Origin of the sequence: Daejeonella sp. (assembly GCF_046590655.1) — a bacterium.
In the GTDB taxonomy this organism is placed as follows: domain Bacteria; phylum Bacteroidota; class Bacteroidia; order Sphingobacteriales; family Sphingobacteriaceae; genus Daejeonella.
The window spans coordinates 1-22,355 of the sequence record NZ_JBKJUM010000149.1 but is presented as its reverse complement, the minus strand read 5'-3'; the positions used below and the strand labels follow the sequence as shown (position 1 = coordinate 22,355).

The 22,355-nt window shown below is 40.9% G+C and carries 18 protein-coding genes; 15 read left to right on the top strand and 3 right to left on the bottom strand.

Translation table 11 applies throughout. The annotated features are described in order from the left end of the window. Position 1 precedes the first annotated feature (1 nt). Positions 2-1,192, bottom strand: a complete 1,191-nt coding sequence (locus ACLL8Z_RS13810; RefSeq protein WP_411275374.1) for a GAF domain-containing sensor histidine kinase — start codon at positions 1,190-1,192, stop codon at positions 2-4. A 398-nt stretch (positions 1,193-1,590) separates the two neighbouring features. On the opposite strand from ACLL8Z_RS13810, the gene mraZ reads away from it, so the two are divergent. From mraZ to ACLL8Z_RS13735, 15 genes are all read left to right on the top strand, one after another. Next, complete coding sequence (gene mraZ, locus ACLL8Z_RS13805; RefSeq protein WP_411275373.1) at positions 1,591-2,055, top strand: division/cell wall cluster transcriptional repressor MraZ; 465 nt, start codon at positions 1,591-1,593, stop codon at positions 2,053-2,055. Next, the gene (gene rsmH / locus ACLL8Z_RS13800) at positions 2,048-2,950 is read left to right on the top strand and encodes a 16S rRNA (cytosine(1402)-N(4))-methyltransferase RsmH (protein ID WP_411275372.1); all 903 of its coding nucleotides are present in this window, start codon (positions 2,048-2,050) and stop codon (positions 2,948-2,950) included. Before mraZ ends, rsmH begins: the two co-directional genes overlap by 8 nt. 19 nt (positions 2,951-2,969) lie before the next feature. Further along, positions 2,970-3,377 (top strand): FtsL-like putative cell division protein, encoded by a 408-nt coding sequence (locus ACLL8Z_RS13795; protein WP_411275371.1) that lies wholly within the window; start codon positions 2,970-2,972, stop codon positions 3,375-3,377. An 84-nt stretch (positions 3,378-3,461) separates the two neighbouring features. After that, on the top strand, positions 3,462-5,561 hold the full coding sequence (locus ACLL8Z_RS13790) for a penicillin-binding protein (RefSeq protein ID WP_411275370.1): 2,100 nt from the start codon (positions 3,462-3,464) through the stop codon (positions 5,559-5,561). Next, complete coding sequence (locus ACLL8Z_RS13785) at positions 5,561-7,021, top strand: UDP-N-acetylmuramoyl-L-alanyl-D-glutamate--2,6-diaminopimelate ligase (RefSeq protein ID WP_411275369.1); 1,461 nt, start codon at positions 5,561-5,563, stop codon at positions 7,019-7,021. The genes ACLL8Z_RS13790 and ACLL8Z_RS13785 overlap by 1 nt, the downstream gene beginning before the upstream one ends. Continuing rightward, positions 7,021-8,262 (top strand): phospho-N-acetylmuramoyl-pentapeptide-transferase, encoded by a 1,242-nt coding sequence (gene mraY, locus ACLL8Z_RS13780; RefSeq protein WP_411275368.1) that lies wholly within the window; start codon positions 7,021-7,023, stop codon positions 8,260-8,262. Before ACLL8Z_RS13785 ends, mraY begins: the two co-directional genes overlap by 1 nt. After that, positions 8,262-9,614, top strand: coding sequence for a UDP-N-acetylmuramoyl-L-alanine--D-glutamate ligase (murD, locus tag ACLL8Z_RS13775; RefSeq protein ID WP_411275367.1), 1,353 nt, complete (start codon positions 8,262-8,264; stop codon positions 9,612-9,614). Before mraY ends, murD begins: the two co-directional genes overlap by 1 nt. Positions 9,615-9,681: 67 nt before the next feature. Then, positions 9,682-10,845, top strand: a complete 1,164-nt coding sequence (locus tag ACLL8Z_RS13770) for an FtsW/RodA/SpoVE family cell cycle protein (protein ID WP_411275366.1) — start codon at positions 9,682-9,684, stop codon at positions 10,843-10,845. Positions 10,846-10,848: 3 nt separating this feature from the next. Beyond that, positions 10,849-11,946 carry an undecaprenyldiphospho-muramoylpentapeptide beta-N-acetylglucosaminyltransferase gene (gene murG, locus ACLL8Z_RS13765; protein WP_411275365.1) on the top strand — a complete coding sequence of 366 codons (1,098 nt, stop codon included), beginning with the start codon at positions 10,849-10,851 and terminating at the stop codon, positions 11,944-11,946. A gap of 16 nt (positions 11,947-11,962) precedes the next feature. Further along, on the top strand, positions 11,963-13,318 hold the full coding sequence (gene murC, locus ACLL8Z_RS13760; RefSeq protein WP_411275364.1) for a UDP-N-acetylmuramate--L-alanine ligase: 1,356 nt from the start codon (positions 11,963-11,965) through the stop codon (positions 13,316-13,318). After that, entirely contained in the window at positions 13,311-14,171 is an 861-nt protein-coding gene (locus ACLL8Z_RS13755) for a cell division protein FtsQ/DivIB (protein WP_411275363.1), read from the top strand. The genes murC and ACLL8Z_RS13755 overlap by 8 nt, the downstream gene beginning before the upstream one ends. Positions 14,172-14,181: 10 nt before the next feature. Then, complete coding sequence (gene ftsA / locus ACLL8Z_RS13750; RefSeq protein WP_411275362.1) at positions 14,182-15,534, top strand: cell division protein FtsA; 1,353 nt, start codon at positions 14,182-14,184, stop codon at positions 15,532-15,534. A gap of 120 nt (positions 15,535-15,654) precedes the next feature. Beyond that, a complete protein-coding gene (ftsZ, locus tag ACLL8Z_RS13745) occupies positions 15,655-17,274 on the top strand; it encodes a cell division protein FtsZ (RefSeq protein WP_411275361.1) in 1,620 nt (539 codons plus the stop codon). 176 nt (positions 17,275-17,450) lie between these two features. Then, positions 17,451-18,692, top strand: a complete 1,242-nt coding sequence (locus ACLL8Z_RS13740) for an aminotransferase class I/II-fold pyridoxal phosphate-dependent enzyme (protein ID WP_411275360.1) — start codon at positions 17,451-17,453, stop codon at positions 18,690-18,692. Positions 18,693-18,945: 253 nt separating this feature from the next. Continuing rightward, entirely contained in the window at positions 18,946-19,131 is a 186-nt protein-coding gene (locus ACLL8Z_RS13735; RefSeq protein ID WP_411275359.1) for a histone H1, read from the top strand. A 56-nt stretch (positions 19,132-19,187) separates the two neighbouring features. On the opposite strand, the gene dapA is transcribed toward ACLL8Z_RS13735, so the two are convergent. Together dapA and ligA are read right to left on the bottom strand one after the other, a co-directional pair. Further along, positions 19,188-20,072: a 4-hydroxy-tetrahydrodipicolinate synthase gene (gene dapA, locus ACLL8Z_RS13730; RefSeq protein ID WP_411275358.1), complete on the bottom strand. Its 885-nt coding sequence runs from the start codon at positions 20,070-20,072 to the stop codon at positions 19,188-19,190. Positions 20,073-20,165: 93 nt separating this feature from the next. Further along, positions 20,166-22,178, bottom strand: a complete 2,013-nt coding sequence (gene ligA, locus ACLL8Z_RS13725; protein WP_411275357.1) for an NAD-dependent DNA ligase LigA — start codon at positions 22,176-22,178, stop codon at positions 20,166-20,168. Positions 22,179-22,355 lie beyond the last annotated feature (177 nt).

Sequence of the window (22,355 nt, the reverse complement as noted above, 5' to 3'; positions counted from 1 at the left end):
CTTATTGAGAAAGCTCAACTTCAAATGTCGCCCCACTTTCATCAGAACTGATTTTTAAGGTGCCTTTTTGCCCTTCTATCAGATGCTTTACAAGCGCTAAACCGAAACCATAACCTTTCTCACCATCTGTCCCATGTGTTGTAGTAGAATCACCCGATAAAATGCTGTCAATCTGATCCTGCTTCAATCCGATTCCAGAGTCTTTAACAATAATCTTAAGAACGTTTGAAATTTCCTTCTGGATTAGAGCCAGTTTTACATTAACAAAACCCCCGTTTGGTGTAAATTTTATTGCATTAGAGATTAGGTTACCGGTGATTTGTAATAGTTTACTTTTGGAAAAAGGGATATTATCTGTTTCAGGGCTAATAGAAATGGGTAAGTCAATATTTTTCGATCTTGCCTGAGGTATATAAAGCTTTTCGAGTTTCTCTCTGAATGTCTTAAGGTTAAGTTCACCACCTTGTAAGGTAACAGCTTTATTTTCGGAAGTTAGGATTTCATCAGCTAGTTCAAGTATAGAATTACCGCTCTTGTAGATCATATTGATGAACTCCAACACCTCATCCATGTTGTTTTCTTTACCCTGTTCACTGACAATTTGTGCCAATCCTATAATCCCTGCCAGAGGACCTCGAATGTCATGTACAACCTTATTTTGTGTGGAAGTAACTTCTGTAACTTTGTTTCGCAAGGAATCGATAATTTTATAAGCATTCAATCGGTTTACAATTTCTTCAGCAATAATTTTCAAAAGTTCGGTCTTTTCCGGAGCAAGGCTTTTTATGTTTCTATCAAGCAGGCACAAAGCGCCTATATTAAGGCCATTTGACTTTAACGGTATGCCATAATAATATCGAACTTTAGGATCATTGGTAACGTAAAATCTATCCTTAAATCTGACATCTTCCGATAGGTCTGTGACTTCAAAGTGTTCATCTTCAACAATGGTATATTGGCAAACTGATTCCTCCCGGGGCATTTGATCAATATTAAGCCCGTGGCTTGAAATGGTCCATTGTGTATACGAATCAATTAAATTAACAAGGGAAATCTCAGTACCGGCAACGCTAGCAGCAAGTTTCGCAAGATCTTTAAAATTATTCTCCGTACTTGTAAAATCGATATTGTAATCAGACAAACCCATTACTCTGTCAAGCTCATTGTCGGGAATTGGAAGTTCAGTATACATGCTGCTATGTTATAATAATATTTTAGTTTTTTTATGTATATGGCTATTAAGCTTCATACACGGCAGTGATAATGTTTAAGTTTTTAATATGAACCAGAATCAGAGAAAGCCTTCGCCTGATGTAAAATTCAAATTGCAACTTACTCTTTTGCGATCTAAACTTGCAATAGTTTCTTCGAAATTCCAGTTTACTGAAAAAAAACGGATGATTTTACAAATAAATTACAAGAATGAAACTAAATAACATTCATTCGTACAAAAGCAGAGTTACCCATATTTGACGCTTTTAATTCCAAAATATACGATCTAAACTGTGGAAAACTTTTTTTGTGGGAGATAGTGGTAAAAAGTGGTAAGTTATTTACATTTACTCTTGAAAAAATAAGTGAAGTGCTGTAATGTCCCATTTTTTAGGAGAATTTGATTGTAAACTTGATGCTAAAGGCAGGATGATGATACCATCCAGCTTGAAGAAACAGCTTCCCGAAGCTGACCGTGAGGGCCTTGTGATCAATCGCGGTTTTGAAAAGCATCTCGTAATCTATGCTAAAAAGGAGTGGGATCAGATTACGGGTGAGCTAAGCAAATTAAATTTGTACGAGAAAAAGCGGAGAGATTTCGTTCGCTATTTCACCCGGGGGGCCACTGAATTAGCGCTTGACTCTGCTAATCGAATACTTTTCCCTAAAGCATTAATGGAATATGCTGGCATCACAACCGAGGTTGTATTGTCGTGCCAGCTTAACAAGATCGAGGTCTGGGCTAAAGATGCGTACGATTCACAGATAGATAATGAACCCGAAAACTTCGCAAATCTTGCGGAAGAAGTAATGGGAAATACCGGAAGGGGGATTAATGACTGACTATCATCAGCCTGTTATGTTACAGGAATGCATTGAAGCATTGAACATTAAGCCTGATGGTATTTACGTTGACGTTACTTTCGGCGGTGGAGGCCATTCACGCGAAATATTAAAGCACCTGGGTCCTCAGGGAAGGCTGCTTGCTTTCGATCAGGATGCTGACGCTCAGAAGAATTTACCCAAAGATGATCGATTGACCTTTATTGATCAGAACTTCCGCTATATGAAAAATAATTGCCGTTTGCAGGGCGCCATTTCTGCTGATGGTATTCTGGCTGATCTAGGTGTTTCATCGCACCAATTTGATCAGCCAGAACGGGGGTTCTCCACCCGTTTTGATGCGGATCTGGATATGAGGATGGATCAGGGAGGCTCGCTCACGGCACGGGAGGTGGTAAATAATTACACAGAAGAACAGTTGCACAGAATTTTTGGCATTTATGGGGAAATAAAAAATGCGAAATCATTAGCCCGGACACTTGTTACTTTTCGTTTGAATAAGAATATCCAAACGGTTGCTGATCTCAAAAATGCAATCGCACAACTTATCCCTAAAGGAAAAGAAAATAAATACTTAGCCCAGGTATTTCAGGCATTAAGAATTGAGGTAAACCAGGAACTGGAAGCCTTAAAGGAATTTCTTGAACAATCGGTTGATGTTTTGAAAAGCGAGGGTCGTCTTGTGGTAATGTCGTATCACTCATTAGAAGACAGGTTGGTCAAGAATTTCATCGCAAAAGGTAAGTTTCATGGGGAAGTTGAAAAAGATTTTTTCGGAAATCAAATAAAGCCTTTAGAAAGCCTTATAAGAAAAGCGATAGTTGCATCTGAAAAGGAAATAAAAGAAAATAACCGTGCCCGGAGTGCAAAGCTTAGAATAGCCGTAAAAAATTAACCCTCTTGGCTTTTAGAGCATGAACAATCAATTTAAAAACGAAACTACTGAGGGTGAAGTTGAAAGGGAGGTACAACCTGAAATTAACGAAAAGGCTGAGCTTCCCCGCAACTTCTTCACGTTAATATTTACCGACGGGGTTATCTCTAAAGAAGCGGCAACAGATATGTTACCATTTATAATATTTGTTGCGTTTTTGGGAATGATATATATAGGGAACCGTCATTTTGCCGAAAGTAATATAAGAGATATAGACAGGTTGGGAAAAGAAGTAAAAGAACTAAGCTGGGATTATAAAACGCTTAAAGCGGATCTTATGATGAAAAGTACGCAAACTGAAGTAGCAAGGGAGGTTGATACTCTCGGATTGATAGAGCCCGTTGAACCGCCAAAGAAGATTGTCATTGCAGAAGGAGAATTTGATTAATATCAAGTATCAAGAACCAAGACGCTCGGTTTTACTAACAAAATTAACAACCAACAACCAACAACGAACAACCCACAACAACCAGTGAACATCAGAACCGACATATTATTACGTGTGTACATTGCCTTCGGGCTTATAGTGCTTTTAGCGTTAGCGGTTTTGTTTAAGCTTTTTCACGTTCAATACGTTGAAGGAGGCAAGTGGAGATCAATGGCTGATAGTCTTTCTACCCGTTTTGCTAATGTCGAAGCTGCCAGAGGTAATATTTATGCAGCTGACGGAAAGAGCCTGCTCGCGACCTCAGTTCCTGAATATGAAGTTCGGATGGATATGATGGCTGGCGGGATTGAGAATGATGAGGTATTCTACGAAAAAATTGATTCGCTGGCCGCTAAACTCTCGGCCTTTTTTGGCGACAAGTCTGTAAAGCAGTATTCCAGAATGCTAAGGAATGCGAGAGAAGACAAAGCCCGATATCTACTGTTAAAACGCAATATTACCCATCAGGAGTTAAAAGCGATTCGGAAGTTTCCGGTGTTTAATATGGGCAGATATAAGGGTGGTCTGATCTCTGTGCAGCAAAATAAACGAATAATGCCTTTTCAAAGTCTTGCCGCCCGAACTATTGGATATAAAAACCAAAATGTACAACCTGTTGGTTTAGAGGGAGCATATAGTTCATATATCGACGGTGAAAGCGGGAAACGACTGGTTCAGCGTATTGCCGGGGGAATTTGGATGCCAGTTAATCAGGATATAGAGATAGCTCCAAAGGAAGGCGCGGACATTATATCGACAATAGATGTTAACATGCAGGATGTTGCACAACGGGCATTGAAAAAGCAGTTAATATTGAGCAATGCCGACCACGGAACAGTGGTTTTGATGGAAGTAGCAACTGGTGAAGTGAGGGCAATAGCTAATTTCAGCAAGGTGAGTGAAGGTGTTTATAGGGAAAAATTTAATTATGCAATTGCGGGAAATCAGGATCCTGGCTCGACTTTTAAAGTGGCGTCCTATATGGCCCTTCTGGAAGATAAAAAAGTAGATACCAATACCATGGTAGGTACCGGAACGTATCCGATACCGGGGAAAATCATCACCGATTCTCACGGGAGCATTGGTACTGTAACTGTGAAAAAGGCTTTTGAAGAGTCATCGAACGCTGCAGTTGCTCAGCTCGTGAATAACGCATATAAGACTGATCAGTCTGCTTTCACTGATCATTTATACAGATGGAGCCTCCATGAAAAGTTAGGCTTGCAAATCCCTGGCGAGGCCCAGCCGGTTGTAAAGAATCCTAAGAACAAAAGTTGGAATAAGAACATGACACTGCCCCAAATGGCTTATGGTTACGAAATGCAGCTTACACCGCTTAAAATGTTGTCATTCTACAATGCCATAGCAAATGGCGGTAAATATATAGCTCCAATTTTTGTTAAGGAAATAAAGAGGCTTGGAAATACTGTAGAGCAGTTTCAAGCCAGAGTCATAAATGAAAAGATTTGTTCTAATGAGACTTTGGGTAAGATTCAGGCTATGCTGGAAGGGGTTATTACCGACGGAACTGGAAAGACAATTATAAAAAGTCCGTTCTATAGGGTTGCTGGAAAGTCTGGGACAGCACAGGTAGCCGACGGTAATAAGGGATATAAAGCAAAGCGTCAGTACCAGGCATCATTTTGTGGGTACTTCCCTGCAGATAATCCAAAATATTCTTTAATTGTAGTAATCAATGATCCCAGGAATGGATATTATGGTGCTCAGGTTAGCGGACCAGTATTCCGTGAAGTAGCTGACCGAGTATACGCAAGTGATGTTAATATGTATGATGCGATGAAGGATCAGAAATTAACCGGGAACATCAAAATGCCATCAGCGAAAGCAGGTGAGAAGAAAGCTACACAAAGAGTATACAACGCATTCGGAATAAAGACATTATTTGCAGCTAATGCTGAATATGTTACCGTAGATACAAACAAAGGGGTCGTTAGTGCGGAAATTAGCATAGTAGAAGGTTCAGTTCCTGACGTAAGCGGAATGGGACTTAAGGATGCGCTTTACGTTCTGGGTAACTCTGGATTAAGGCCTATTGTTAGAGGTAGCGGTAAAGTTATGAAGCAATCCATTATTCCAGGGACTAGAGTCGGCAAGGGTTATCCTATAGTTTTAGAATTAAACTGATGAAGGTGCTGAGGGATATTTTGTACGGAGTTCCTTTGAAACAGGTTGTTGGTTCAACCGAATTGGAAGTGTCTTCAATTTGTTTCGATTCAAGGAAAGCTGAACATGGGTCACTATTTATTGCAGTTGCGGGTACTGTGTCAAATGGTCATGATTTTATCGAGACGGCAATTAGTCAGGGTGCAATTGCAATTGTTTGTGAATCTTTACCTGGTAAATTGCATAACGGATTAAGCTACTTCCTTGTAGATGATTCCGCTAAATCGCTTGGAATTATAGCGGCAAACTATTTTGAGCATCCATCTTCAAAATTAAAGCTTGTAGGGGTTACTGGTACGAATGGGAAAACTACAGTGGCCACCCTGCTATTTCAGTTATTCCGCGATCTGGGCTTTAAATGCGGCCTGCTTTCGACGGTACAAAATCAGATAAACGATTTAGTTATTGCTTCGACCCATACTACACCAGATCCAATTGCACTAAGTGCCCTACTGAATGATATGGTTGATAGCGGCTGCGATTACTGTTTTATGGAAGTAAGTTCTCATGCAGTGGCACAGCAAAGAATTTCCGGTTTACAATTTGCCGGGGGTGTTTTTACCAATCTTACTCACGATCATTTAGATTTTCATTTGACATTTGATGCTTATCTGAATGCGAAGAGAGGGTTTTTCGATGGACTTGAAAGCAGCTCTTTTGCGCTTACCAATATTGACGACAAGAATGGTATTATTATGCTGCAAAACAGCCGTGCACACAAAAAGACATATGGGTTAAAAAACATAGCTGATTTTAAAGCTAAGATTATAGAGAACCATTTTAGCGGCCTGCTTCTAAACATCGACGGTGAGGAAGTTTGGTTTAAGATGGTGGGAAGTTTTAATGCATACAACTTACTTGCGGTATATTCCACCGCCATGTTACTTGAGCAGGATCACGCTCGTGTGCTTATTTCTTTAAGCCGCTTAAGCGGTGCAGAAGGAAGGTTTGATTACACAGTTTCGCCTTCCGGCATCATCGGTATCGTTGATTATGCTCATACCCCAGATGCTGTTCAAAATGTGCTTCAGACCATTCAGGACATACGCACAGGAACCGAACAGGTAATCACAGTTATTGGCTGCGGTGGCGACAGGGATAAAAGTAAGCGTCCGGTTATGGCACAGGTGGCCTGCGATTGGAGTAATAAAGTCATTTTGACTTCGGATAATCCCAGAAGCGAGTCTCCCGAAGAGATTATTCATGACATGGAAGCCGGTGTCATGCCGCAGAATAAGAAAAAGGCCATTTCCATTGTTGACAGGAAAGAAGCTATAAGAACAGCGTGCCACCTGGCGCGGCCAGGCGACATAATTCTTGTTGCCGGAAAAGGGCATGAAAAATATCAGGAAACTGCTGGCGTAAAGCACCCGTTTGACGATAAGCAGATTTTAAACGAACTTTTAAACCTGATGAGCTGATGTTATATTACCTATTTACATGGCTCGATCAGCGGTATAATATTCCGGGAGCAGGAGTGTTTCAATATATCTCTTTTCGTACAGGCATGGCCGTTATTCTGTCATTGTTTTTAACCACTGTTTATGGAAGTCGTCTGATCAGGATTTTGAGCGCCAAACAAGTGGGAGAACCAGTACGGAACCTTGGGTTAGAAGGCCAGATGCAGAAGCAGGGAACGCCTACTATGGGAGGTTTGATCATCCTGCTAGGTATCCTTCTGCCAACTTTACTATTTGCCCGGCTCGACAATATCTACATTATGCTCATGCTGGTTACAACAGTTTGGATGGGTACGATAGGTTTTGTGGATGATTATATCAAAGTTTTTAAGAAGGATAAAGAGGGTCTGGCTGGAAGATTCAAAATCATGGGGCAGGTCGGGCTTGCACTGATTATTGGCTGGACAATGTATTTTCATCCGGATATAGTTGTCCGCGAGCAGGTTCCTTTTCCGACAGTTTTAGATGCCCATGTAGAGGTGCGCAAAAAAGGTAATGAATTATATTACACCCAGGATGTTAAGTCAACCCAGACAAACTTTCCATTTTATAAGGATAATGAATTTGATTACGCGAAAGTTTTAACGTTTTTCAACGAAGACCTGAAAAATTATTCATTATTGGTTTTTCTGCTCGTAGTTATAATCATTGTAACGGCGGTTTCAAACGGTGCTAATTTAACCGATGGAATTGACGGTCTTGCTACGGGGACGTCAGCCATTGTCGGCATCACTCTGGCTATTCTGGCCTATGTTTCGGGTAATACGATTTTCGCCGAGTATCTGAATATTATGTACATCCCGAATTCCGGTGAACTTGTAATATTCGCCGGCGCCTTTGTGGGCGCATGTGTCGGTTTCCTCTGGTACAATTCATATCCGGCACAGGTTTTTATGGGCGATACAGGCAGTTTAGCTATCGGAGGAATTATCGCGGCATTCGCAATTATGATTCGTAAGGAGCTTTTAATACCAGCCTTATGCGGTGTTTTCCTTGTCGAAAATCTCTCGGTGATGATTCAGGTCACTTACTTCAAGTACACTAAAAGGAGATTTGGCGAAGGCCGGCGGGTTTTCCTCATGTCACCACTGCACCATCATTACCAGAAAAAAGGATACCATGAGTCTAAGATCGTAACGAGATTCTGGATTGTTGGAATTATCCTCGCCATTTTAACTATCGTAACCCTAAAACTCCGTTAATGCAAGATAGAAAATATATCGTTATTCTGGGGGCTGGCGAGAGCGGGGTAGGCGCAGCTTTGCTTGCACAAAAGCAGGGATACCAGGTTTTTGTTTCTGATATGGGATCTATCGCCGAAAAGTACGGCGTAGAGCTTGTGGATGCTAAAATTGATTTTGAACAAAACGGACATACGGAAGAAAAAATCCTGTCTGCGACCGAGGTTGTAAAAAGCCCTGGAATTTCGGATAAAGCCCCTATTATAAAGAAGCTTCTCGAAAAGCAAATCCCGATTTTATCTGAGATTGAATTTGCAGGCCGTTATACGGATGCAAAGATGATTTGCATAACCGGTTCAAACGGGAAGTCGACAACGACAATGTTAATTTATCATATTCTTAAAGATGCAGGAATAAATGTGGGTCTGGGGGGGAATATTGGGAAGAGCTTTGCCAAGCAAGTAGCGTTTGACACATACGATTACTATGTACTTGAAATTAGCAGTTTTATGCTGGATAACATGTACACTTTTAAAGCGGATATTGCAGTTTTGCTAAATATAACTCCTGATCATCTCGACCGGTATGATTACAAAATGGAGAATTATGCTGATTCCAAGTTTCGGATTATTCAAAACCAGGGCAAAAAAGATGTATTTATTTATTGCTCTGATGATAAAGAAATCCAATCCGGCTTATTGAAGCGCAGAATTACCTCACAAGTTTTCCCATTTTCTATAGAAACAAATCTTAATGAAGGTGCCTGGCTCGAAGGTCAGAAAATAACCATTAACCTTAACCAAAAAACACAAGAACCACTTATTATGTCAATTACTGAACTAGCCTTGCAGGGCAAGCACAATATTTACAACTCTATGGCATCTGGCATAGTTGCCAAAGTGCTTGAACTAAGAAACGAATCCATTCGAAACAGCATGGGTAGTTTCAGCAACATTGAACACAGACTTGAACATGTTGCTAAAATCTCGGGTATTGATTTTATAAATGATTCTAAAGCTACTAATGTGAATTCAACATGGTATGCGCTGGAAAGTATGCCGGCTCAGGTCGTACTTATTCTGGGTGGTGTGGATAAAGGAAACGATTATAATATGCTGAAGGATCTTGTAAGAAATAAGGTTAAGGGAATAGTTTGTCTCGGTAAAGACAACAAACGCATTCATGAAGCTTTCGAGGATGATGTTGAGGTAATTGTAAATACTTTTTCTGCTAATGAGGCTGTGCAAATAGCATATCATATGGCAAAAAAAGGTGATACTGTACTACTATCGCCGGCTTGCGCAAGTTTCGACTTATTTAAAAACTATGAGGATAGGGGTAATCAGTTTAAGAAAGCGGTAATGGAACTCTAAACAGTTACCAGCTACCAGTTGCCCGTTAGTCTGGCAACTGGTAGCTGGCAACTGGCAACTGAATAAAATGGAAAGACTCATAAACAAAACTAAAGGTGACCGCTGGATCTGGCTTATCGTGATCCTGCTTTCGGTATGGTCTCTGTTGGCAGTCTATAGTGCGACCGGCACGCTAGCCTATAAGAAAGGTGTAGGAAGTGAGCAATTCCTGATCAAACACCTTGTAATGATCATAGGAGGAATTGCTTTGATGTATTTTTCGCATTTACTGGATTATCGTCATTATGCGGGGATTTCAAAAATTCTTATGATCATTACTATTCCCTTACTATTATATACGTTATTATTCGGATCGAATTTCAATGAGGCGAGTCGCTGGGTTACCATTCCGATAATTAACCAGACTTTTCAAACGTCTGATATGGCCAAGCTGGCATTGATAACATTCCTTGCAAGAAGCCTGAGTAAAAAGCAGGAAAATATTAAGGATGTAAAAAAGGCCTTTATTCCCATTATGGGTTCGGTTTGCGGAGTTTTCGTATTAATTGCCTTGGCCAACCTTTCAACGGCTTTAATGCTCTTTGGGGTTAGTATTCTGCTTCTAATTATGGGCAGGATTAGCATCAAGCAAATCACCTTAGTAAGTCTTGCCGGGTTAGTATTATTGAGTGGAGTGATGTTATTGGGACCGAGGCGCACGACCTATATGTCGAGGATTGAAACATATCTGCATCCTGAAAAGGTTGATCCGGATAAGTCTTTCCAGGCGAATCAATCGAAAATTGCAATTGCTACAGGCGGAATTTTTGGCAAAGGTCCCGGGAACAGCACGCAGAGAAATTTTCTGCCCCACCCGTATTCGGATTTTGTTTTTGCACTAATAATAGAAGAGTACGGACTGGTTGGAGGAGTCGGTTTGGTTTTATTATACCTCGTCTTCCTATATCGATGTGTGCTTATAGTAACACATAGTCCCAAAGCTTTTGGCGCCCTGCTGGCGGCAGGATTAAGTTTCAGCTTAACAATACAGGCTTTTGCGAATATGGCCGTTGCCGTAGGCCTCGGGCCGGTAACAGGGGTTCCTTTACCGTTAGTAAGCATGGGCGGTACATCCATCCTTTTTACAAGTGTGGCTTTTGGAATCATACTTAGTGTGAGCAGGGATATTGAGGAGAAGAAAGGGAAAAGCAATGAAAAAATAGTGATCGGTGAGATTCCGGCAATGGGATAAAATATGTCAAAACGGGTGATCATAAGTGGTGGGGGTACAGGGGGACATATCTTCCCAGCTGTGGCAATCGCTAATGCGCTTAAAAAAATTGCACCCGAAACTGAGATTTTGTTCGTAGGGGCAAATGGCCGGATGGAAATGGAAAGGGTTCCGGCAGCTGGCTATAAAATAATAGGATTAGATATCCAGGGTTTTCAAAGGAAATCTTTACTAAAAAACCTTCAGCTGCCCTATAAATTATTAATAAGTTTGATCAAATCAAGAAGTATAATAAAAGAATTTAAACCTGATGTAGCGGTAGGTGTTGGAGGCTATGCATCCGGCCCTCTTTTGTATGCTGCATCCTTAATGAAGATACCTTATCTGATTCAGGAGCAAAATTCTTATGCCGGTATCACAAACAAGAATCTTGGAAAGAGAGCCAAAATAATATGTGTCGCTTTTGAAGGGATGGACAAGTTCTTTCCGGCGGAAAAGATTATGCTTACAGGAAATCCTATCCGTACGGAGACGGTCGACACCAACGGCAAGCGGGAAGCTGCGTTCGAATTTTTTGGTCTATCTCCTCTAAAGAAAACCATTTTAGTAACTGGAGGGAGCCTCGGTGCTGGAACTCTCAATAAAAGTATGCTTGCCGGGCTTAACAAGTTTATTGAGCATGACGTACAGCTGATCTGGCAAACAGGAAAGAATTATTATGAATCGATTCAGGAACAATTAGTAGGGGGGGGGCATGAAAATGTCAAGGTTCTTGAATTTCTCCAGAAAATGGACCTGGCTTATGCTGCCGCAGATGTGATCATTTCACGTGCAGGGGCGGGCACAATAGCTGAACTATATGTAGTAAAAAAGCCGGTAATACTTGTGCCTTCCCCGAATGTTGCGGAAGATCACCAGACCAAAAATGCAATGGCATTAGTAAAGAATGATGCTGCAATATTAATCAGAGATGCTGAAGCTGAACAGGGTTTGGTGGACGCCGCCTTGCAGTTGCTAAAAGATGTTGCGAAGTGCGAAACATTATCACGGAATATAGGCAAAATGGCATTGCCACATGCAGATATAGTAATTGCCAGGGAAGTTTTAAGAATTGCTAACTAGAGTAAGTCACCAGATTATGGACTTAGAGAATATTAAGAGGGTTTATTTGATAGGAATTGGCGGAATAGGGATGAGCGGTCTTGCCAGGTATTTTAAAAAGCGTGGCTGTGTCGTTTGTGGTTATGATAAAACATGTACCCCTTTAACATCCGCCTTGATGAACGAAGGAATTCCGGTCGTTTTTCACGACGAAGTAGATAATATCCCGATGAATTTCCTGGAGAGGGATCCTCATACTTTAATTATTTACACACCAGCTATACCTGTAGACTCTCCTCTGCTGAAACACTTTAAATCCGGCGGATTCGTGTTTAAGAAACGGGCTGAGGTGCTTGGTATATTAAGCAAGGGTATGTTCACCATAGCAGTAGCCGGAACCCATGGTAAAACCACCACTTCAAGTATGATCGCTCATGTATTGAAAGATAGTGGTTACGATTGTTCAGCATTTCTTGGAGGCATCGCTAGTAATTACAACAGCAATGTATTGTTCGGAGACAATAACACAATGGTTGTGGAAGCTGATGAATTCGATCGGTCGTTCCTTACATTGCATCCCGATATTGCCATAGTTACTTCTATGGACGCTGACCATCTCGATATTTATGGTGATAAAAGCCATTTAGTTGAGTCATTCAAACTATTTACCTTACAGTTAAAACCGGGAGGAACGCTGCTATATCGAAATGGCCTCGACCTTAACAACGGCAAAACCTATGCAGCAAACGGAATTGCAGATGTTCAGGCTGTTAATGTCCGGGTTGAGGACGGTAGTTTTTATTTCGATTTTAAAAATGGGGAGCTAATCATTGAAAACATTAAGATGAGCTTACCTGGGCTACACAATATTGAAAATGCAGTGGCAGCAATACAAGTTGCATTACAGCTGGGAATCCTCCCCGATAAGATTCGTACCGCTTTAAGTAATTTTAAAGGTGTAAAACGTCGTTTCGAATATATTGTTAAAAGCGAAGGCCATGTTTATATAGATGATTACGCTCATCATCCCGAAGAACTTCGTGCTTGCATCCAGGCCGTCAAAACCCTATATCCTGATAAGAAGCTGACAACTATCTTCCAACCGCATTTATTTACCAGGACGAGAGATTTTGCCGACGGATTTGCAGAAGTTCTGGCTATGACCGATGAGTTGATTATGCTTGATATCTACCCAGCCAGAGAATTGCCTATTTCCGGAGTGAATTCTGAAATGATTCTGGAAAAAATAGAACTCTCAAAAAAGCGCATCTTAAGCAAACGCGATGTGATAGAATACGTGAAGGAACAAAAGCCTGAACTTCTATTGACTGTTGGAGCAGGCGATATAGACACACTAATTGAACCGCTAAAAAAGGTTTTAGATAATGCTTAAAAAGATTAACTGGAAGTTGATTTTCTACTGTCTCACCTGGATTGTGTGTGTGAGTGGACTGGTTGTGCTGATGAGTTTCATTAGTATTAAGAAGAATGCGCAGAAATGTACTGACATGAAAGTGTTGCTTCCGGGGAATAATAATTTTATTGAACGTGACGAGGTCGACCGTATCTTGCTCGAGAACAATGGAAGCCTTGTCGGCAGAAATCTCGATGAGATTAATATACACAAACTCGAGAACGTACTTAAAGCTAACCCATTTATCGAATATGCTAAAGTATATGCGGATATGAACGGCATTATCCATGTAGATATTCGTCAGCGTAAGCCCTTGATAAGGATAATTAATATGGCTAACGTCAATTTCTATATTGATGAAAATGGTTTCAAAATTCCGATGTCAGATAATTATACTGCTCATGTGTTGGTGGCTAATGGATTAATAGATGAAGATTTTTCGGGGAAGGTTGACACTCTTTCATCACAATTGGCGCGTGATTTATTCAGAACAGCTCAGTTTATCAGGCGGGACACCCTTTGGAACGATCAGGTAGAGCAGCTCTTTGTCAGCCTTAAAGGAGACATCGAAATAGTTCCGCGTGTAGGAGATCATAAAATAATTTTAGGGACCGCTGATTCTTTAGAGACAAAATTCCGGAATCTTCTTGTGTTTTATAAAAAAGCGATACCAAAGGTAGGATGGGATGCATATAAAACGATAAACCTGAAATATGCAAATCAGATTATCGGTGAAAAGAATATTATCGACAGTGCGGCAGTTGCCCTTGCGCAAATCAAGCAGGCAGCTGATAGCACTCTGTTAACAAAAAAAGATTCAACATTAAATTAACGCATATAGTATGGACAAAAGTAACTCAGCTTCAGCCAAAAATTCACCAATAGTTGTCGGTCTTGATATAGGCACCACTAAGATTTGTGTTACCGTTGGTCGCAGGAGCGAACACGGTAAAATCGAAATTCTAGGTATGGGAAAAGCCGAATCTGCGGGAGTTACCCGTGGTGTGGTATCCAATATTCAAAAAACAGTGCAGGGAATAATGCTTGCAGTTGAAGAGGCAAGTGCGCAGTCCAACGTAGATGTCAAAATCGTTAATGTTGGAATTGCGGGCCAACATATCAAAAGCCTACAGCATCGGGGAATTCTCACAAGAAAAGACCTTAATACCGAGATTCAGAGAAAAGATATCGACAAGCTTATCGAAGATATGTACAAACTGGTGATGCCTCCGGGAGAAGAAATTATTCATGTTCTTCCACAGGAATTTACGGTTGACAATGAACCAGGTATTAAAGATCCTATTGGAATGGCAGGTGTGCGACTGGAAGCCAATTTCCATATTATTTCGGGGCATGTTAGTGCAGTTAAGAACATCATTAAATGTGTAGGCAACGCAAGTCTGGAGACTCAGGAATTGATTCTCGAGCCTCTTGCGTCTTCTGAGTCGGTGCTGAGCGACGAAGAGAAAGAAGCAGGGGTTGTCTTGGTTGATATAGGTGGCGGAACTACAGATCTGGCAATTTTCCACGAGGGAATTATACGCCATACAGCAGTTATTCCTTTTGGAGGTAACAGTGTTACGGAAGATATTCGGGAGGGTTGTTCAGTTATGCGAAACCAGGCTGAGTTACTGAAAACCCGTTTTGGATCTGCGCTGGCAGAAGAAAACAAAGAAAACGAGATCATCTGTGTTCCGGGGCTTCGTGGCAGAGAGCCAAAAGAAATCTCCGTTAAAAATCTTGCATTTGTGATACAGGCAAGGATGGAAGAAATTATCGAACATGTTTATTATGAGATCAAGTCCTCAGGATATGAGAAAAAACTCATAGCAGGGATAGTCATCACCGGAGGTGGCGCACAATTAAAGCACTTGCCCCAGCTTGTTGAATACGTGACTGGACTGGATAGCCGAGTTGGCTACCCAAATGAACACCTTGCAAAAAATGATGTGCTTCCCAAACAAACCTATGATGAGCTGAAAAGTCCAATGTTTGCAACGGGTATCGGACTCCTTATAAAGGGCATTCAGAAAGCCGAACAACTGGAAGAGTCTAACAGACGTACGGGCTTTCCTGAAGAGAAGATTCAGGTTGCAGAGAAGTCCAAAAGGAGCCTCGGACTTTTCGAAAAAATATTACAATCCGGGGCGAAATTCATCAAAGATGATATCAAGGATGAAGATTATATCCGGTAATTATCCACAAATCGGTGAGTTACCCACATATATAAGCATTGTGGAAAACCTATGTTGATTAATAGCTAATATTGCGGCAGAAACTGTCAAAAGTAAAGATTTACCTAACTGATAAGAGATATGCAGTTTGAAATGTTAAAAGAAAAATCATCGATCATTAAAGTAATCGGTGTTGGCGGCGGCGGCGGAAACGCTGTAAACCATATGTATCGTCAGGGAATTACTGGCGTGGATTTCATCATTTGTAATACGGATGCACAAGCTCTGGAACTGAGTCCGATACCGAATAAAGTTCAGCTTGGTGCGAGCCTGACTGAAGGTATGGGCGCAGGTTCAATCCCTGAAGTTGGAAAGAATTCAGCAATCGAGAATATAGATGATATCAAGCGTATGCTTGGGAGCAACACCAAGATGCTTTTTATCACTGCTGGAATGGGTGGAGGTACTGGAACAGGGGCAAGTCCTATTATCGCCAAAGCGGCAAAGGAAATGGATATTCTAACTGTGGGTATTATCACAACACCGTTTTCATTTGAAGGTAAACGCAGAAAGATACAGGCAGAAGAAGGGTTAGATGAGTTCAAGAAATATGTTGATTCGTATCTGGTTATATCAAACGATCGCCTTCGCGAGATTTTTGGAAACCTCACTCTTGGATCTGCATTCGCTCAAGCTGATAATATCCTTACCACAGCAGCAAAAGGCATCGCTGAAATCATCACGATTCCGGGTTACATAAACGTTGACTTTAAAGATGTGCGCACTGTTATGAAAGAAAGCGGCGTTGCTATCATGGGAAGTTATGCTGCCGAAGGCGAGAATAGGGCACTTAGAGCAGTTGAAGGCGCTCTGGCGTCACCTTTGTTAAAAGACAATGAAATTGAAGGAGCCCGTTATATTCTATTGAACATCAGTTCTGGCGATAAAGAAGTAACTATGGATGAAGTCAGCATAATAACAGACTACATACAGCAGGAAGCAGGACTTGCCGCAGACTTGATTTGGGGTAATTGTTCTGATGAAGGCCTTGGTGAAAAGATATCGGTTACCATTATAGCCACAGGATTCCAGACAAAAGAGGAACGCGAAGTTGAGAAAAGCCAGGTACGGAAAGTTTCACTGCTCACTCCTGAACAGGCACCGCTTGTAAGACCAGTACATGAAAATACTTTTATCTCTCCAAAGGTCGAGGAGGTATTTGAACCGGTCCTCAAAAAGGAAGAAAGCCAGGTAGATTTATTTGCAGGTTATTTCCAAAGTGCTCCGAAATTTGAAGAAGAGAAAGCTAAGGAAGCAGATTACGTTCGGCATACGCTAAATGAGGAGATCCCTGCTGAGAGCATAATAATTGAACCTTCATTTGAATTCGAGATAAACACGAAGGAATTGGAATATAAAGCTGAGACTGCAAAGGAAGAAGAATTACCCGTTGCGGAAGTGTTGGAAGATGAGGTGCAAGTAACAAACCCTGATGAAAATAAAACTGACGAATCTATTGAAGAACAACTTCGGAAATCCAAGGAACGTATTCTTCGTTTGAAGGATTTGAGTATGAAACTGCGTACGAGTAACGGGCTACAGGAGCTTGAAAATGAACCGGCCTACAAACGTAAGCAAATGTCGTTGCAAGATGTGCCTCATTCGTCAGAATCGCAGGTATCGCGCTTCACTTTGAGTACAGAAGATGGAGTAACTGAAATTCGCCCAAATAATTCTTTTTTGCATGATAATGTAGATTAATTGCTTCAGTCGAACCTTCCTCGCAACGACACTTCTTCGGCAGGTTTTTCGCAGAAAGAATAGGTCTAACTATAAGTTTAGTCATTGCGATAGTAGTTAAGCAAAGCAATTTGATAATCAGGCAGGTAAATCTTAACTTTGCAAGAGAGATACGTTAACATTTAATATTAGAAGGTTTGGATTTATTTGATAAAATTTCGAAAAATATGGGTCCTCTGGGCCAGCACCAGAAGATGGCGCACGGTTATTTTTCATTTCCAAAATTGGAAGGTGAGATTGCTCCCCACATGAAGTTCAGGGGGAAAGAGCATTTGGTTTGGAGCCTGAATAATTATCTCGGACTTGCAAATCATCCTGAAGTAAGAAAAGCTGACGCTGAAGGAGCTGCCGAATACGGTTTGGCTTATCCTATGGGAGCCCGTATGATGTCAGGTAACTCCAGCAATCACGAAGCCTTAGAAAAGGAATTAGCTGATTTTGTCGGTAAAGAAGATTCTTTCCTTCTTAATTACGGCTATCAAGGCATCATGTCTGCGATCGATGCTTTAGTTGACCGACATGATGTGATTGTATACGATGCCGAATCTCATGCTTGTATCATTGATGGCGTGCGATTGCACCAGGGAAAACGCTTTGTTTACTCTCACAATGATATGGAAAGCCTTGAAAAGCAACTTGAACGTGCTGCCAGATGGGTTGAAAATACCGGAGGTGCAATTCTTGTAATAACTGAAGGAGTATTTGGTATGTCGGGTGCTCAGGGTAAGCTGAAAGATGTGGTTGAATTGAAGAAAAAATTCAATTTCCGAATTTTAATAGATGACGCACACGGTTTTGGTACTATGGGTGCAACCGGTGCAGGAACTCACGAAGCCCAGGGATGTATAGAGGGTATTGATATTTATTTTGGAACTTTTGCCAAATCAATGGCAGGAATCGGTGCTTTTATAGCCGCTACCGAGGAAATAACCAATTTCCTTCGTTATAATATGCGTTCACAAACATTTGCTAAATCACTTCCAATGCCAATGGTAGTGGGTCTGCGCAAGCGCCTGGAACTTTTAAAAAGCAAGCCAGAGTTAAGGGAAAAGCTGTGGGAAGTGGCCACTACACTTCAAAAAGGATTAAAGGAGAGAGGCTTTAACATTGGCGTGACCGATACCATGGTTACACCTGTTTTTCTTGAAGGTGAATTGCCCGAAGCTACGGCCATTACAATGGACCTGAGAGAAAATTACGGCATATTCTGTTCGATTGTTGTCTACCCTGTGATCCCAAAAGGATTGATCATGCTGCGACTGATCCCTACAGCTTTGCATACCCTGGAAGATGTAAATCGTACTCTCGATGCATATAGTGAACTTGCTGTAAAGCTCAAAAAAGGGCATTATAAGGAGAAGAATTTTGCAAACGCCTAAATAATCTTTATGATTTAAAGTGCCTTTAATTGCTAATTAAGGGCACTTTTTGTTTTATATCAATTCGTAAATTACTGATTTAAAACCTTTTACGGATTTAAAATCGGCATTTATTGTGGATAACGTCACGAAATGTGGAAAAAAACGCTAGAAACGCATGATTTTATTTTTTTCAAATATACTTTTTTAAGAAAAAACATTATACATTAGCTCATAGTAATCATACTAACCTCAAAACTAAAGGAGTACAAACATGAAAAAATTCCAAGAAGCAAAAAATTTATTCGAATCACTGGAAGCAGATGCGGACAAATTCTACAACAAGGCAAATAGCGCTGCAGGAACGCGGGTAAGAAAAGGTATGCAGGATCTTAAAAACCTTGCTCAAGCTATCCGTCTTGAAGTTCAGGAGACTAAAAACAAAGAAGCGAAGAAATAATATTTTGCAAAAGAAATTTGGAGCCTGTCCCGACATGTCGTGGACAGGCTCTTTTATTATATCACATTCAGCTTCATAAGCTCTTTTCGGATCAGCAATGTGCTTTCAGAGCTTAAATTTACAAGCGGCAAACGAACTGAATCCTCACAGATCCCCAGTATCTTCAGCGCTGACTTTACACCAGCCGGATTCCCTTCTGCGAAGCATAAGTTTGTGATTTCAATGAGACTGTAATGAAGTGGTTGAGCTTCAATAAACTTGCCGTCCAAACACATTCTAACCATGGTCGATAGTATTCCCGGCAGGGCATTTCCGACAACAGATATTACCCCCACAGCACCAGCCGATATTAATGGTAATGCAATTGAATCATCGCCTGAAATAACTAGAAAATCTTCAGGTTTGTCTCGAATGATCGTATTGAGTTGATCAAAACTTCCTGAAGCTTCTTTCGTGCCGATTATATTTTTGAAATCATGTGCCAGGCGAAGTGTTGTATCTGCAGTTATATTCATGCTTGTACGGCCAGGAACATTATACAATAAAACAGGCAGGTTTGAAGTTTCTGAAATTGCTTTATAATGCTGATAAATGCCTTCCTGTGTTGGTTTGCTGTAATAAGGAGAAACCGATAGAACGGCATCATACCCTTTAATGTCAAAATTCTTGAGGTCGCGCACAACTTCTGCTGTATTGTTGCCTCCAATGCCAGCTACCAAGGGCACACGACCGGCGGTATGCTCTGTTGTTGCTTCCCATACCTCTTTCTTCTCTTCGCTACTAAGTGTTGCCACTTCGCCGGTTGTCCCAAGTGATACGATATATTCAACACCGCCGGAAATTATATAGTCAATGATGTTTTTAAGACCGGAATGATCAATAGAGCCATCTGTTTTAAACGGAGTAACCATTGCTACTCCCGTTCCGTGAAATTTGTTCATCCTGATATGTTTTATTCGACCTTTATTTGCGAATTTAAGGCGATAAGCCCCAATTTTAAAACGAATAGTGAAATATTGTACTTTTTTTACTTATTATTTCAGCATTTCAATTAATTCTACATCTGAGATAAGGGGTATTTGTAATTTCACGGCTTTTTCAAGCTTAGCAGGTCCCATATTATCACCAGCTACTATGTAATTTAATTTGGCTGATATACTGCTTAGAATCTTACCTCCGTTTGCTTCGATTAAATCTTTTAATTCATCACGGCTGTAGTTTTCGAAAACGCCGGAAATTATAAAAGTCATCCCTTCGAATTTAGTGCTCTGCAGTTTCACCACAATCTCCGACGTCTCGAATTGTAGTCCGTTTCTTCGTAGTTCTTCAATCTGCTGGGTATGACGAGGTTCAGCAAAGTATTCAATCAAGCTTTCAGCGATGCGTTCCCCGATTTCTTCAGCTGATGTTAATTCAGATATGCTTGCGTTCATCAGGCTGTCAATATTTTTGAAATGCGCAGAAAGCTTTTTTGCAACGGTTTCACCAACATACCGGATCCCAAGGCCAAATAATATCTTCTCAAAAGGCATTTGCTTTGACTTCTCAATGCCCTCAAGCATATTTGTAATGGACTTTTCACCAAAACGGTCAAGTTGTTTTAGCTGGTCTTCCTTTTCATAAAGTGTATAAAGGTCGCTTATGTGCTGTAATAAACCTTTTCTAAAGAATGCTTCAATAGTTTCCTGGCCTAAACCCTCAATATTCATCGCCTTACGGCTGATGAAATGTTGCATCTTACCGACGATCTGTGGGGGGCAGGCTTCATCGTTCGGGCAATAATGGACTGCTTCGCCCTCCTTTCGAATCAGATTACTTCCGCATTCCGGACATATTTTTGGGTAGGTTACAGGCGCGGCACCTGATCTTCGTTTTATAGTATTTACGGCAATTATTTTAGGAATGATTTCGCCTCCTTTTTCGACTAAAACAGTATCGCCTTCATGAAGATCCAAACGGATTATCTCATTTGCGTTATGGAGGGTAGCCCGCTTAACCGTTGTACCCGCTAGCAAAACTGGCTTGAGATTCGCAACAGGGGTAACCGCTCCCGTGCGTCCAACCTGGTAAGTAACCTTCTCCAGAACTGTTTCAACTTCCTGCGCCTTATATTTATATGAAATAGCCCAGCGTGGCGATTTAGCAGTGAAGCCAAGCTCCTGCTGCTGACTATAATTATTGACTTTTATTACAATGCCGTCAATATCATAGCTCAATCCGAACCGTTTTTCTTCCCAAAGGTGAACGAAATCCAGCACTTCGAATATATTTTTACAAAGTTTATTATGCTCGCAAATGTGAAATCCCCAATTTTTTACTACTTGCAAACTTTCCCAATGAGTACTGTAAAGTCGTTTATCTGTGTATAAAAAGTATAGAAAACAATCTAATGGTCGTTTGGCAACCTCGCCTGAGTCCTGCATTTTTAGCGTGCCTGAAGCGAAGTTCCTGGGATTAGCGTAGGGGACTTCGTTATTTTCTATTCTTTCCGTATTGAGACGCTCAAAAGCTGGCTTATGCATAAATACCTCCCCCCGGATCTCAAACATTTCAGGATATCCATTGCCTTTAACGGTTTTTGGGATAGTTTGAATAGTTTTTGCATTTGTGGTAACATCATCACCTTTTGTGCCATCGCCCCGTGTAACGGCTCTAAGTAATTTGCCATTTTCGTAGGTCAGGCTTAAGGATAAACCATCAAATTTCAGCTCGCATACATACTCGAAGTTGTCGCCAATCGCCTTTCGAACACGTTCGTCGAATTCTTTAAGATCTTGCTCATTGTACGTGTTGCCCAAAGATAGCATGGGCCACTTGTGATTGACAGACTGGAACTCCTTTGTGATGTCGCCACCAACCCTTTGCGTGGGTGAATCCCCATCCTGAAACTCCGGATATTGCTTTTCCAGGGCCGCCAGTTCTTCAAGCTTTTTATCGAATTCAAAATCCGAAATTGTTGGCTGAGCCAGAACATAATAATTGTAATTATGCCCGTTAAGCTCTTTAACAAGGATATCTATACTTTCTTTGATTTCAGTAGGTGACATTTGCGAAGGTATATTTAAAAGGTGAAAAGTGAAAGATGAAAAGTGAAAACCTAAGTTTGTTAGTCGTTAACAGAATAGATTAAAAACGAAATTCACCTTTCCCCTTTCACCTTTCAACTACTTTCTCGATCTCCTCAAAAATCTCCATATAACACTTTTGCAATTCTTTATGATAGG